Source organism: Sporosarcina sp. P16b (assembly GCF_002743065.1).
GTDB lineage: Bacteria > Bacillota > Bacilli > Bacillales_A > Planococcaceae > Sporosarcina.
Window position 1 is genome coordinate 43,210 of the sequence record NZ_PDYO01000007.1, and the last position, 13,930, is coordinate 57,139.

Below are 13,930 nucleotides of genomic sequence, written 5' to 3' on the forward strand. Positions count from 1 at the left end.
ATCATATAAATAAAAAAGGTCCTTAATTCATGTGCGAATTAAGGACCTTTTTTACAGTGTTTTAAGTTGATTACTTATTCATGAAAGATTTAATTTCTTCTTTAGACATAGAGGAATCACATTTAACGTTTACAGTGTCTCCATTTGTGTAAATGAAGCCAGGTACTGTCGGAATGTCATTTTCATTTCGGAAAGCAGAAATGCCTTTCATATCAGCGTTTTCATTACTGTTAACGTAATAGATATGTGCATCTGTTTCTTTGGCTACTTTATTTAGTTTTTCAACGAATATTTGGCAATAAGGACATACGGATTTACCCACATAAATTACAGCCTCTCCATGACCTTTTACTAATTCCTCTGCTCTAGCCGAATCAATTTTATCAAAACCAGCTACATTTTCTTCATAACTCATTTCAAATCCATCTCCTTTCCCTACTATTAGTATTATACCGCATTGTGTAATGACTCAAACAATTCAGCTTATAGGTTCACGTCCATATACTTTTTCAAAGACCTCCTTCATACTATTTCCAGCTCCAACTGCCCCTTCTACGGAAGCATTAGTGGTAGCATCTTTTATGGCAGCAATTGCATGACTTGGTTGAACCACTAGTTCACGGATTGAATTCATTCTTCTATCATTGCATTCTCCAACAACCAGATTAATGGTTCCAGTAGTATACCCAATTTCAGGACTTTCCTCCAACATATATTGTAAGGTTCCTTGGGTCACCGCGGGGACTCCAAACGTGTTTGTCAACATAATCGGAGGCTCAATCAAGCCTAATTCATTTACCTGAACGAGCCCAGTTGTTTTTCCAAAACCGTTTAAGACGTAACTTGCGCCTACCACTTTATTCATAAACAGACTGTCGCCATGCGGTAAAATGGCAGTCACGCCTGTAGCTGCGTAATCATCTCCCTGTAATGGATGATCAAGTGTGACATGTCCAACTTTTACGCCTTTTATATCCGTGATACAATTTTTGTTACCCGTTGGAAGACGACCAATGATAATACCTCTATCTCAAACTTTTTTGGATTCGCGCAAGTCCATATTATTCACTCCAAGTTAAAATTTTAATTAAGTAAAGATTTAGTTTTAGACTATTTTTCTCTATTTTAATAAAAATAAAAAAAGGCAGCAAAGTTCTACTGCCTTTTCAATCTTGATTAATGACCTAAATAGGCTTTCTTAATCGTATCATCTTGCAATAATTCTTTAGCAGTACCAGAAGCAACTACCTTCCCATTTTCAAGTACATAACCATGATCTGCTACTTTTAATGCTTGGCGCGCATTTTGTTCAACAAGTAATACAGTGGTACCAGCTTCATTAATCTCTTTAATAATTTTAAATATATCTGCAACGATTATCGGTGCTAGACCCATTGAAGGTTCATCTAGTAAAAGAAGCTTTGGCCTAGACATAATCACTCTGGCAATCGCTAACATTTGTTGTTGTCCACCTGAAAGTGTACCACCGTATTGTTCTTTTCTTTCTCTCAGAATCGGAAAGCGATCCATCACCTTTTCAATATCCGCGCTAACTTCTGAATCACTTCGGTGATATGCACCCATTTCCAAGTTTTCTAAAACAGTCATTGTTGCCAAAATACCTCGACCTTCTGGAACAAGTGCTAAACCATTTCTTATAAGCTGGTCGGGTCGACGGCCTGTAACGTCTTTCCCTAAATAATGGATTGTACCTTCTTTAGGTTTTAAAAGCCCAGCGATGGTATTCATCATCGTCGTCTTACCAGCACCATTGGCACCTAAAATCGTTACGATTGTCCCTTCTTCTACAGCTATATCTATACTTTTTAACGCTTGAATTTTACCATAAAAGGTACTGATGTTATCTAGTTTAAGCAAGCTCATCTTCCTCCTCAACCCCGAGGTAGGCTTCAATTACTTCTTTATTGTTTTGAATACTGCTCGGTGTACCTTCTGCAATTTTTTTACCAAAGTTCAAAACGATAATTCTACTACAAACACGCATCACTAGTGGCATATCATGTTCGATAAGTAACACTGTAATATCTAACGTTTGGATTTTTTTAATTAAATTAAATAAATCATTCGTTTCTTTTTCGTTCATCCCAGCTGCTGGTTCATCAAGAAGAATTAACTTTGGTCTACTTGCTAAAGCTCTTGCGATTTCTAATCTCCGCTGCGCACCGTATGAAAGGTTTTTTGCAATTGTTTCCTTGTCATCCGCTAAGCCAACAACTTCTAGTATCTCATCTGCAGTCGCCAAAACTCTAGCTTCTTCTGCTTTTTGAGCTTTCGTACGAAAAACACTTTGCATCACATTAGTTTTTAGTCGGCAATGATTACCTACCATAACATTTTCACGTACTGTTAAGTCAGAAAACAGACGGATATTTTGAAATGTACGGCAAATACCTTTTTCTGTAATTTGATGCGGCTTCAGATTTGAAAGTGGATTACCGATAAACGATATTTCACCAGAACTAGGAGGATACATAGCTGTAATCATATTAAACATCGTCGTCTTTCCAGCACCATTAGGCCCAATTAAACCAAGAATTTCGCCTTCTTCCACTGAAAATGAGACATCGGTTAAAGCTTGGATACCACCGAAATTTTTACTGATCTTCTTTATTTCCAGTACCATGCTTTTTCTCCCCTTTCTTCTTAGGTCTTAATCGTTTAAATCGGTTCATCATATTCACATCGATAATTCCTTGTGGACGGAACGCCATCATAAGAACAAGAAGCGCACCATAAATCATAAATCGATATTCGTTGATAAAACGTAAGAATTCCGGCATTGCAGATAAGAACACAGCTCCGAATATGGATCCCCATATAACTTCGCTTCCGCCAAAAATAGAGAAAATCAATATTTCTACTGCTCTGTGATAATCAAAGTCCGATGGGCTAATGTACGCCATTAAATGGGCATATAATGCGCCTGCAAATCCTGCTAACATTGCGCCTTGACCGAAAGCTAATACTTTGTAATAAGTAATATTAATACCCATTGCTTCTGATGCTTCTTCATCCATTTTAATAGCGGAGAAAGCACGTCCAATTCTAGAATTATTTTGTCTCACGAAGAACCAAATGACAGAAATCGTTATAATAAGTAAGACAAAAAAGACAGCTAAACTTATGAACTGGTTGTTTTTCAACCCAAACATATCAGGTTCTATTCCTATAATTTTACTTAAACTAAGTATTTCTCTTCCAAGATGCGGAATGCCTGATAAGCCAATTGCACCGTTTGTTAAACCATCCCAGTTAATGAAAAGAACTCGAACGACTTCACCAAACCCAAGTGTTGCAATAGCGAGATAAACACCTTGTAATCTTAAAGCTGGTATACCAATTAATGTCCCAACAATCCCTGTAAAGATAGCAGCTATAATGACACCGAGTACAAGCGGCATATTATAATTAAGCGTTAGAATAGCTGTTGTGTACGCGCCTATACTCATAAAACCTGCATGACCAAGTGATAATTGTCCCGTTCCAAGCGTTATGTATATACTAACAGCCAGAATAATATTAATTAAAATAAAAGAAATAACTTGTAGATAATATGGGTTTATTAATTCGCCTAACATCTAATCAACCCTTTCTCCCAGTTGTAGCTGTTCCAAAGATTCCTTGTGGTCGTACGATTAAAATAACAATGATAGCGATAAACGCAACAGCATCACGATAACCTGAATCTCCATATGCTACGATAAATGTTTCAGCCATCCCTAAAATCAAACCACCTACCATGGCTCCTCTAACATTACCTAAACCACCTAAAATAATAATAGCTAATCCTTTAAGTCCGAAAGATAAACCCATTTGGGGGTTAACAGAGTTGAAAGCAATTCCCACTAAAATTCCAGCAATTCCACCCATTGCTGATGCAATAATAACAGTTTGCGTTATCGTTCTCTTCGTATTTACACCGAGAAGACTTGCTACTGCTAAGTTTTCCGCGCTCGCACGTAATGCTTTTCCTGCTTTTGTTTTAGATAACCAAAAAGTAAGCCCAAACATTAGTAAAATAGCAATAACGAAAATAATAATTTGAACGTAGTAAACTGTTGTTGATCCTAAAACGAATTTTAATTCCGAAAGTGATGTACGGAATGGTTGGTTACCTGAACCAAAAAAGTGATGTGCAACGTTCTCAAGAAAAATAGAAACACCGATTGTACTTATTAAAGGCGCAAGATGTGAGACACCTTCTTTCCCTCGTAATGGTCTTAGCGCAAATGTTTCGAGAAAATAGCCTAAAATTCCCGTCACTACAATGGCTACAACAAATGCAATATATAATGGCCAACCCAATATATTCGTGACAACGACGCCCATAAATGCTCCGAACATAAAGATTTCCCCGTGCCCCATGTTTACTACGTTCAACACACCAAATACGAGCGTGTAACCTAGCGCAACAATGACATAAATACTTCCTAATGTTAAACCATTTATTAATTGTTCAATTAGCAATAGTACTCCTCCTTCTTCATTTTCGACTTATATGATTAATCTTATTTTTCGTAAGTCATTTAGGAAAACAATAAGGCTGGGAAAATCCCCAGCCCCTCTCCTAAAAAATTATTCAAATACTACGTATTCGTCATCTTCAATAATTAAAACAGTTGGCTCCATAATAATGTCACCGTCTTCATCAAATGACATATTTCCTAGAACGCCTTCAAAATCTTTAATTTCAGCAAGTGCATCACGAATCGCATCACGATCTGCTTCACCAGCATTTTTAATTGCTTCAGCCATTACATAAAAACCATCATATGCTTGTGCTGCGAACTGGTCCGGCTCTATACCGTAAGCCGCTTTATAATCTTCAACAAACTTTTTAACTTTCTCGTTGTCTTTCTTAGCGAACCAAGGAGTTGCAACGATTAAACCATTTGCAGCATCGCCAGCAATTTTAATAACTTCCGGTGAGTTAAAACCATTACCGCCAACGAATGGTACTTCAATTCCCATTTTGCGAGCTTGATCAAGAATTACTGCGCCTTCATTATAAAGAGCAGAAGCTAAAACTAAGTCTGGATTTAGGCTCTTAATTTTTGTTAATTGTGCTTTATAATCAGATTGTCCTAATTGGAAAGTTTCTGTTGTTAAAACTTCCAAATCCAAATCTTCAGCAACTTGCTTCATCGTGTCATATCCTGCTTTTGTGAATACATCATCATTTCCGTATAAAATAGCAACTTTTTTCGCGCCATATTTATCAATAGCTTTCTGCACAGATGCAGGAATTGCTAATGTCTCAGGAATTGAATTTCTGAATACATATTCTCCAAGTTGTGGAATACCTTCAGCTGTGTTTGACGTACCTAGAATCGGAACACCGTTTAAATCTGCTTCTGGTCCAACAATTTGCATTTCAGTACTTAAAGTAGGTCCAATAATTGCATCTACATTTTCTGAGTTCATTAATTTTTGTGCAACTGATAATGCTTCTTCTTGTTTACCAGCAGAGTCTTCAATCTTCAACTCGATGTCCACTTCTCCTAGTTCAGTAATTTCTTTGTGTGCAAGATTAATTCCGTTTGTAATCGCTTCACCATAACTAGCACCTGGACCAGTTAAGTATGAAATAACGCCTACTTTTGCTTTTACAACATCACCAGAATCTGCACTTTCAGTATCATCTGTTGATGAGTTTCCACATGCAGCTAACATTACTAATGTGAAAGCCATTAAAACTGTAAACAAGATTTTACTTCTTTTACTCATTCTCCCCAGCCCCCTATTTGATTGAAATTTCAATCACTGAGAATTACACAACTCTCAATAATTTGTTAGTTATATCATTTGGCATTTTCATTTGTCACAACTCTGGTTATCTTATGACTCATCGTATATGAGCTTCTGTTGTCACGTGACAAAATAGTGATATAACTAATATTTTGATTATACCCTACTATTATTAGTATAGGGTATAATATTTCCAATATTTAAAACTATCTATCGGATTAGAGTTATTCATTTCTCAATTGAAGATAATGTGAATTATTTTGATGAACTAGATTTATCCACTTATGGCTATCTTCGCAGCGAGTTGTTACGGTACACTCTCTACTATTATTAATCTCGCTATATTAGATGGTTTCACTGTTGCAGAAGCAGTGACTAGTCAGTAATTTAATGGTTTATATGTTTGTTCTTTTCATATTTATTATTGTGCGTCGAAAAGCTAATAAAAAAAGAGGCTGGGACAGAAGTAGAAAATCTATCGCAATCAACCAAAAGGACAAAATTAAAACCGCGTGAATCTAAGGTTCTTGTAACTTGGATTCACGCGGTTTTTTCATTTTATTGAGTTTTGTCTCAGCCTCTTTCAAATTTCTTATGCCAAAACGCACCCTCAGATGGGATAGTGGTTTGAACTCGTTGATCTGCGTTGCAGCCGGACGCGTGTCCTATGGGCGTGCGGTGAACCACTGATCCTCCCGGGAGTCACCGGCTGTAGCGAAGATCAACTAAGCGAATGCGAATTAATCATGTTACACAATCGCACCTATTTTTAGAATAAACCTTTACTCTTTTGGAAGAACTCCTTTTGTAATTTCCTTCATCATTTTATCCAATACAGTTCCAATAATAATAGAGACAAAGAATAATATGACAATGAAAATAAATTCTTCTAAGAAGGGGCTCGGGAACTTTCCCTCAATCAATTTTTTACCGTAAACTATAAGGGCGGTTGAAGTACCTAACGTGAAAATATAAGTTGCAATCACACCTATAATTTGAGTTTTACTAAGTTTTTTATACTCTTTCAAATTCACTCTATTTTTTATAAATACACGTGTCATTAGTAACAAAAGCAATACAATTAATACATAGTCACCCAAGTTTAGCCTCCTTAAAATGGCCCTATTACCGAATAGGCACTAATCCTTATTAAAGAATTGCGCCCGATTGATGAACAGCTACATAAGGAATTACTTAGTGATTGGTACTTTATTGACAGTCAGTAAATGTCCTTCTTGCAGTAAAAGTTGTTTTGGGTCTACAATCTCATGCAATAGTAAATTAGATTTTTTCTGTATCTTTAGTTCAACTCGATTTGAATTTAATAAGTTAGCAATTTGCACTGTACATACATCATAAGGTGCTGTGTGATTACGGATGTATTGTAGTAATTCACGTAACTCCCACCCTTTTTCTACTCCATTAATAATTTCTCTCTGAACAGGATAATCGAATCCTGGAATTAACCACGCATCAGTGTCTATAAAACCAAGCGAAGCATTGCCCGACCCCAATTTCTGGTCAGAGGCTAAATAATAATAATTCGTCATTTTACTCCCCCTCATCAAAATGGCCCGTTTGTATCAGATCACGAAATATGCTTATTAAATGTTTATTACTAAATCTGCAATGCTATAAGGGTTTATCGTGTCAAGGTAATGCTTTTCACCAAGCCAATATCTTTCTGTATATTTTTTCAATCTGTCTTGATATTCTCCAATGTAAGAGTCACGATTTAATACCCTCTCTTTTCTTAATTCAAAAGGGCAATTTAAAAAAATAACATAATCAAAAAAAATCTTCCATTCTTTCCTTTGTAGGAATATACCTTCAATAAGAACGATACTACCCGCTAGTACATCGACCTGTCTATTGGAAATTGAATCTGTAGATTTATCATAAAACGATAAATGTAAATGCTCACTGTTATACAGAGATTTTAAAAAAGTGTTTAATAACCCATCGATGTCCCACTGTAAGTAATAAAACTCGTACCATTCTTCATATCCAGTATGATACCGCTTATTTTTTTCAACAATGTGATCATCAAGATGAACTATGTTAACTTTGCAGTTATAACCCTTTAATTTTTGCTTAACCATCTTAACAAAGGTGGTTTTACCAGCCCCTCCTAATCCGTCCAAACCGACTATTAAAGGCCGATTTTTATTAGGTCGATTAAGGAATTGATTATATAAAGTTTCTGCCGTTTCTCCAGCAAACATATAATTTTCATTCTCCTTTAAATCTAATCTTTTAATCCTTAAAAACAGATATGAACACATTACTTATCCTGCAATCTGGCCCGTTTATGGAATAACCTACTTCTCTTGCTTGTACGTTCTATCCCATAATAAGTTTCACTTTTCTCACAACTTCCATTACAGTTCATCGAGTACACCAATCCTAAACTCTTTCTCTACTATATACATACAATTCACTTCTACGAAATTTTTCAAAACTTAAAAAAGAGCAGCTAGTTTTTACTCTAGCTGCTCTACTTATTTAATCACACCGTATGGAAATTGGTTCCGTCCGTAGTTTCTGCCACAATGCCAGCACGTATCACAAAGTCTCCGAAGTGCTCTCCGTCATCGCGTTCTTTCGCATAACGTTTTAATATAGGTCCTAATTCACTTAAGATCTCTTCTTCTCCAATATTTTCACGGTAGATCTTGCTCAAGCGTTGTCCCGAAAAACCGCCACCTAAATACATATTGTACTTGCCGGGTCCTTTACCGATGAAACCTAGTTCCGCTATCGCTGGACGTGCACAACCATTCGGGCAACCTGTCATACGCGTTACGATCTCTTCATCCCCTAGCCCTGCCTCGTCGAGCAAGCCTTCGATTTTCGTGATCAATGAAGGTAGATATCGCTCGGCCTCCGCCATCGCTAATCCACAAGTCGGTAGCGATACACATGCCATAGAGTTCTTACGCAGCGCTGACTGCTCTGTTGGTGATTCTAACCCGTATTTCGCAATAATTTCTTCTATATTCTTTTTATTTGAATCCGCTACATCACCTAATACTAAGTTTTGATTCGGACTCAAGCGGAAATCACCTGTGTGGATCTCTGCAATTTCACGAAGTGCGGTCATCAATTTATAGTTTTCTGTATCACGCACTCGACCGTTTTCAATAAAGAATGTATAATTCCAGCGATCATTTTCTGCTGCAACCCATCCATAGCGATCTCCGTTATGATCAAAGTGATAAGGGCGTGTTTCTTCCAACTCCCAGCCTAGACGGCTATGAAGTTCGCTGACTAGCCAATCTAATCCTCGAGAATCAATTGTATACTTAAATCGTGCATATTTTCGTACAGAACGGTTTCCATTGTCACGCTGGATCATCATCAAGTGCTTCGCTACCTCCACCACTTGATCAGCAGGCACAAAACCGATTAAGCGTGCTAACTGCGGATACGTCTGCTCATCGCCATGCGCCATTCCCATGCCGCCACCTACCGCAACGTTGAAGCCGACTAATTTTTCATTTTCTACTATCGCAATTAATCCAATGTCTTGAGAAAATACATCAATATCATTCATTGGAGGTACCGCTATTCCAATTTTGAACTTTCTAGGCAAATAGGTCGCGCCATAGATTGGCTCTACTTCTTCCCCTGCCGTATCCACAACTTTTTCCTCATCCAACCAAATTTCATGATAAGCCGTTGTTTGTGGCAACAAGTCTAAGCTTAATCGCTTCGACCACTCATATATTTCCGCGTGAACCGATGACTGATTTGGATTCGGACTGCACATGACGTTTCGGTTGACGTCACCACAAGCGGCGATAGAATCCAGTAATGCATCATTCATTTCCTGGATATTTTTTTTCATATTCCATTTCAAAATACCATGCATTTGGAACGCTTGGCGTGTTGTTAACTTTAATGTTCCATTACCATATTTATGTGCCAATTCATCCATAACCAGCCATTGTTTTGGCGTGGCAAAGCCAGCTGGTGTCCGCACGCGGATCATGAACTGATAGGCAGGCTCTAATTTTTGGCGCTGACGCTCGACCCGCAGATCTCGGTCATCTTGCAAATAACTGCCGTGGAATTTCATCAGACGGTTATCATCATCTGGAATTCCGGAACTGATAGAGTCATTCATCGTTTCAATGAGACTACCACGCAAGTAATCACTTTTAATTTTAATTTCTTCTACATCACTCGGCGCTCCATCTTGTATATGGATTGGTTTTGTTGTTGAAGACATGCTTCCACACTTCCTTTCAAATTACTTAATAGACATCTCGCTGATAGCGTTTCTCTTGAACTAACTGTGTGATGAATTGTTCGGCTTCTTCAAGTGATTTGCCGCCTTCTTGTTGAAGAATTTCCAGCAAAGTCGCGTGGACGTCTTTTGCCATGTTCTGTTCATCACCACATACATAAATCACTGCACCTTCTTCAATCCATTGATACAGTTCTTGACTCGCTTGTTTCATACGATGTTGTACATATACTTTTTCATCCGTATCACGTGAAAAAGCTACATCGAGGCGTGTTAACGTGCCATCCTTCACGTAATTTTGCCACTCCGTTTGATAATAGAAATCGGTCACATAATGCTGATCTCCAAAGAACAACCAAGACTTTCCTTCCGCTCCTGTTTCACTACGTTCTTCAATGAATGAACGGAATGGCGCGATACCCGTCCCTGGCCCTATCATAATAATCGGTGTTTCCGAATTAGCTGGTAAACGGAAATTATCATTTTTATGGATATAAATCGGCAATGTATCTCCAGGCTCAAGATTTTCTGCACATTGGATAGAACACACGCCTTGTCTGTCGCGACCATGCGCTTCGTAACGAACAGCACCAATTGTCAGATGCACTTCTTCAGGGTTCGCTTCTAGGCTACTGGCAATTGAATATAATCTTGCTGGCAATTTACGAAGAATTCCCACCAGTTGTTGTTCTGAAGCTTCTACTGGTCCAAAGTCCATTAATGCATCGTATAAGTCCCGTCCATCGACATACGCACGAAACTCATCCGCATTTTCTTTATTTAGGAGTCGCTTCAACTCTTCTGACTTAGAGTAATTAGTCAGTTTTTCAAGTAGCGGTTTAGTTACTACGGTAATCTCTAAGTGATGAAGTAATGCGATACGTAAAGCACGGCGTTCCCCTTGTGAGTTGATTTCCACTGTTTCTTCTGCATTCCAGCTTCCTAACTTAATAATCTCATCGACTAAGTCGGAATTATTCGTTGGGAAAATCCCTACACTGTCACCCGGCTTATATGTCAATCCCGATCCTTCTAATGAAATCTCCACATGACGCGTCTCTTTATTAGAACCTCGACCGTTTAGATTAATATTTTCAAGTACTTCTGCATTAAACGGGTTGGTGCGTGAGTACTGAGTAGATGATGGGTTTTCCACTTCTACACTAGCTGCAGCCGATTGACCGCCAGATTGAATTTCTAACGACACTTCCACCTCTGATAGCCACTGCGCTGCCGGCTCATCATAATCTAAATCACAATCTACTCGTGGAGCTAACTGAACTGCGCCTAGTTCGGATAGTTTCTGATCAAAATCAGCGCCTGTTTTACAGAAAAATTCGTACGAGCTATTGCCAAGTGCCAATACTGAATAATGGAGATGATCTAGTTTCGGAGCACGTTTTCCATGCAAAAACTCATGGAATGGCAACGCTGTATCAGGTGGATCTCCTTCTCCATGCGTACTGACGACCAGTAATAGATTTTCGATTTTCTTCAGATTATTCGGCTTGAAATCATTCATAGACTGGATTGTCACATCAAAAGATTGTTCTTTTAACTTGGCTGCCGCTTGTTCAGCGATTCCCTGTCCGTTACCTGTTTGTGAGCCATAAAGAACAGTTATTTCTTTTACTGCCGTCGGAATTTCTATAGCGGGACGTTCTAATACAGCGACGTCAGCCGATGGTATTGAAGCTGAGCTGACAGCTGTTAAATAACCACTCAACCAACTTTGCTGTGTTTCTGTGATGCTCGGTAATAAACGATTGAGCAATTCTACTTGTTCTTCACTAAAAGGACTGTTCGTTACTTGTAACGCCATATTCATCACCCTCGCAACCTCTAATTGTATTTTTTATTATTGCTTAATGTTGCAGAAAATCTGACTAGACTGACAACTATTTTTAAGATGGTTTCATTGTATTATGATTATTCCTATTAGTCAAGTAGGCTTTTGATATGGAACGTGGTATCTGATGTCAATAGGCAATTAAAGGATAAATATGTATCTTTCTAGTATTTATTGTGTTTTTAGAAAATATACGAGATACTATATTTAACTAGATAATTTCTGTGAGAACCTTTTCATTCTTGATATTCTGTAACATATAATGTGTTTATTAGTCTACTTAGTAACTATTATGAAAGGAGGGATTTAGTATGAAAAGAAAGGTCAGTAAGCAACAATTAACTTTCTTGCAACAAGAGTTTTCTTTTCTACAACAGCAAGGCAAAATGAAAGAAGTAGATGCCAACGAAATGCTCTCGCTATATGAATCTAAAGGTGGCACTAATTTCGTGAGAATCTTGCTGGCTTTCGGGGCTATATTAGTGGGGATAGGAATACTGAGTTTTATCGCAGGTAACTGGGCTTTACTAACGCCATTCTTTAAGCTCGGATTAATCATCGTCGGCATGGTCTTGGCATACTTCGCAGGATACAAGCTTGAAAGCAATTACGAAAAAACGTCTCGCAGTATGTATTATATCGGGGCTGCCATTTTTGGAGCTGGAATATTTCTAATTGGTCAGAGCTTTCATTTACAATATACGGTGTATACAGATTTCCTATTATGGGGGATCGGAATCCTGCCACTTGCCTATTATGTAAAAGATCAATTGCTCGCTGTATTTGCTAGTGCATTTTTTATTATTTACAGCTTTAGTGCTTTCACAACGTATGAAGTTGGAAGCTTCGGTCCTTTTTGGCTACTTCTATTGATTCCTCTACTGTTCTGGATGAATGAAACGCGATTCAGAAGAAAAAGTTCGTTGTTTGTTATGAATGTATTGCTTAGTGTAGCTTTTATCGTCAATATGCTAGAATTCTTCCATGTTGAGGAATGGATTTCCGTCTTGATTGTCTTTGTATTAGGTGTATTTCTTGCACTCGCACCTTTAAAACAGTATCGTACAGAGTCGTCTTGGATGGGTTCCGTATTATTTGGAATCACGGGCATGATGCTAACGTTCCCATTCATATGGGATGATTTGCGATTTGGTGATACTGCACCATATATCTTCACCGCTATATTCGTTATCTTATTGATTTACCTTCTGAAGAAAGACAGCTTACCAGCCATCTTAATCACATGTGCGTTAATCTACCGCTATTACACGGATATCACATATGACTTCATGCCAAAGTCATTATTTTTCATCATAGGTGGTTTGCTGTTGATCGGCTTTGGATTCTGGTTTGAAAAATCACGACGAGAGACGGTGAAACGTCATGAAGAATAAACGGAATCTATTTCTTATTGCCTTAATCGTCCCAATCATCCTCCTGTTAGCGATGACTTGGAAACCTTTATACACAGTGAAGACAGGTAAAACCATCACATTGGAAACAGTACCTGTCGACCCGCGCGATATTCTTTATGGTGATTATGTTAGTCTTCAATTTGCGATTGAAGAATTCTCCAAAGAAAGTCTTGACCCTGCGCTCATTAAAGAATTCTCCAAACATGATACTGGAAGACTGACAGTATATGCAGTTTTAGAACAAGAAGAAGGAGATGTATATGGGTTAAAGACCGTTACACATAAGAAACCAAGCGATGGCCTTTTTTTAAAAGGTGATATGTATTACTACGGTGAACACAATATCGATGAAAATCAAATGTATTTTGCAAACTTTCTTCCTGATCGTTTCTATGTAACTGAAAATACGGGTATGCTGTTAGAAGATTTGTCACGCAAAGGTCAATTGCTTGCAGATATAAAAGTTCGTGATGGTTTTGCTGTATTAGAAGATGTACGGCCTAAATAGGTCACTTTATTGGAGTAGCGGAAGCCCTCACTGGAGGTCGTGGTATATACGATTTCGAGTAGGGGCTTTTTTTAGTTGGTAATCTTTTTGAAGGTAGTGAGAAGTCGGCTTCGGGGTGTAGTACTGCCACTTACTTC

13 protein-coding genes and 1 pseudogene are annotated in these 13,930 nt (G+C 38.0%); 2 read left to right on the top strand and 12 right to left on the bottom strand.

The window, feature by feature from the left end; all coding sequences use genetic code 11:
* Window positions 1-70: 70 nt before the first annotated feature.
* The 12 genes and pseudogenes from CSV77_RS10070 to CSV77_RS10125 all read right to left on the bottom strand — a co-directional run bounded on the left by CSV77_RS10070 (window position 71) and on the right by CSV77_RS10125 (window position 11,843).
* Window positions 71-415 (bottom strand): DUF6568 family protein, encoded by a 345-nt coding sequence (locus CSV77_RS10070; RefSeq protein ID WP_099673315.1) that lies wholly within the window; start codon window positions 413-415, stop codon window positions 71-73.
* A gap of 108 nt (window positions 416-523) precedes the next feature.
* Window positions 524-1,021: pseudogene (locus tag CSV77_RS10075) on the bottom strand (P1 family peptidase); the annotation flags it as partial.
* 155 nt (window positions 1,022-1,176) lie between these two features.
* Window positions 1,177-1,878: an ABC transporter ATP-binding protein gene (locus CSV77_RS10080; RefSeq protein ID WP_099673317.1), complete on the bottom strand. Its 702-nt coding sequence runs from the start codon at window positions 1,876-1,878 to the stop codon at window positions 1,177-1,179.
* Window positions 1,871-2,644, bottom strand: coding sequence for an ABC transporter ATP-binding protein (locus CSV77_RS10085; RefSeq protein ID WP_099631748.1), 774 nt, complete (start codon window positions 2,642-2,644; stop codon window positions 1,871-1,873). The genes CSV77_RS10080 and CSV77_RS10085 overlap by 8 nt, the downstream gene beginning before the upstream one ends.
* Complete coding sequence (locus CSV77_RS10090) at window positions 2,616-3,599, bottom strand: branched-chain amino acid ABC transporter permease (RefSeq protein ID WP_099673318.1); 984 nt, start codon at window positions 3,597-3,599, stop codon at window positions 2,616-2,618. Before CSV77_RS10090 ends, CSV77_RS10085 begins: the two co-directional genes overlap by 29 nt.
* 4 nt (window positions 3,600-3,603) lie before the next feature.
* Window positions 3,604-4,488 carry a branched-chain amino acid ABC transporter permease gene (locus CSV77_RS10095; RefSeq protein WP_029055115.1) on the bottom strand — a complete coding sequence of 295 codons (885 nt, stop codon included), beginning with the start codon at window positions 4,486-4,488 and terminating at the stop codon, window positions 3,604-3,606.
* 108 nt (window positions 4,489-4,596) lie between these two features.
* Window positions 4,597-5,748 (bottom strand): ABC transporter substrate-binding protein, encoded by a 1,152-nt coding sequence (locus CSV77_RS10100; RefSeq protein WP_099673319.1) that lies wholly within the window; start codon window positions 5,746-5,748, stop codon window positions 4,597-4,599.
* A gap of 803 nt (window positions 5,749-6,551) precedes the next feature.
* The gene (locus CSV77_RS10105; RefSeq protein ID WP_099673320.1) at window positions 6,552-6,869 is read right to left on the bottom strand and encodes a hypothetical protein; all 318 of its coding nucleotides are present in this window, start codon (window positions 6,867-6,869) and stop codon (window positions 6,552-6,554) included.
* Between the two features lie 90 nt (window positions 6,870-6,959).
* Window positions 6,960-7,319, bottom strand: a complete 360-nt coding sequence (locus tag CSV77_RS10110; RefSeq protein ID WP_099673321.1) for a hypothetical protein — start codon at window positions 7,317-7,319, stop codon at window positions 6,960-6,962.
* Window positions 7,320-7,373: 54 nt separating this feature from the next.
* Window positions 7,374-7,994, bottom strand: a complete 621-nt coding sequence (locus tag CSV77_RS10115) for a kinase (RefSeq protein ID WP_099673322.1) — start codon at window positions 7,992-7,994, stop codon at window positions 7,374-7,376.
* A 284-nt stretch (window positions 7,995-8,278) separates the two neighbouring features.
* Window positions 8,279-10,003 (bottom strand): assimilatory sulfite reductase (NADPH) hemoprotein subunit, encoded by a 1,725-nt coding sequence (cysI, locus tag CSV77_RS10120; protein ID WP_099636937.1) that lies wholly within the window; start codon window positions 10,001-10,003, stop codon window positions 8,279-8,281.
* Between the two features lie 25 nt (window positions 10,004-10,028).
* A complete protein-coding gene (locus tag CSV77_RS10125; RefSeq protein ID WP_099673387.1) occupies window positions 10,029-11,843 on the bottom strand; it encodes an assimilatory sulfite reductase (NADPH) flavoprotein subunit in 1,815 nt (604 codons plus the stop codon).
* Between the two features lie 338 nt (window positions 11,844-12,181).
* Between CSV77_RS10125 and CSV77_RS10130 the strand changes: the two genes are divergently transcribed.
* Complete coding sequence (locus tag CSV77_RS10130; protein ID WP_099673323.1) at window positions 12,182-13,264, top strand: DUF2157 domain-containing protein; 1,083 nt, start codon at window positions 12,182-12,184, stop codon at window positions 13,262-13,264.
* Window positions 13,254-13,793, top strand: coding sequence for a GDYXXLXY domain-containing protein (locus CSV77_RS10135; RefSeq protein ID WP_099673324.1), 540 nt, complete (start codon window positions 13,254-13,256; stop codon window positions 13,791-13,793). The genes CSV77_RS10130 and CSV77_RS10135 overlap by 11 nt, the downstream gene beginning before the upstream one ends.
* Window positions 13,794-13,930: the final 137 nt, after the last annotated feature.

Coding starts and splice junctions, on each gene's coding strand:
- CSV77_RS10070 (WP_099673315.1), bottom strand. CDS start 415: ATGAGTTATGAAGAAAATGTAGCTGGTTTTGATAAAATTGATTCGGCT.
- CSV77_RS10085 (WP_099631748.1), bottom strand. CDS start 2,644: ATGGTACTGGAAATAAAGAAGATCAGTAAAAATTTCGGTGGTATCCAA.
- CSV77_RS10090 (WP_099673318.1), bottom strand. CDS start 3,599: ATGTTAGGCGAATTAATAAACCCATATTATCTACAAGTTATTTCTTTT.
- CSV77_RS10100 (WP_099673319.1), bottom strand. CDS start 5,748: ATGAGTAAAAGAAGTAAAATCTTGTTTACAGTTTTAATGGCTTTCACA.
- CSV77_RS10110 (WP_099673321.1), bottom strand. CDS start 7,319: ATGACGAATTATTATTATTTAGCCTCTGACCAGAAATTGGGGTCGGGC.
- CSV77_RS10115 (WP_099673322.1), bottom strand. CDS start 7,994: ATGTTTGCTGGAGAAACGGCAGAAACTTTATATAATCAATTCCTTAAT.
- cysI (WP_099636937.1), bottom strand. CDS start 10,003: ATGTCTTCAACAACAAAACCAATCCATATACAAGATGGAGCGCCGAGT.
- CSV77_RS10125 (WP_099673387.1), bottom strand. CDS start 11,843: ATGGCGTTACAAGTAACGAACAGTCCTTTTAGTGAAGAACAAGTAGAA.
- CSV77_RS10130 (WP_099673323.1), top strand. CDS start 12,182: ATGAAAAGAAAGGTCAGTAAGCAACAATTAACTTTCTTGCAACAAGAG.
- CSV77_RS10135 (WP_099673324.1), top strand. CDS start 13,254: ATGAAGAATAAACGGAATCTATTTCTTATTGCCTTAATCGTCCCAATC.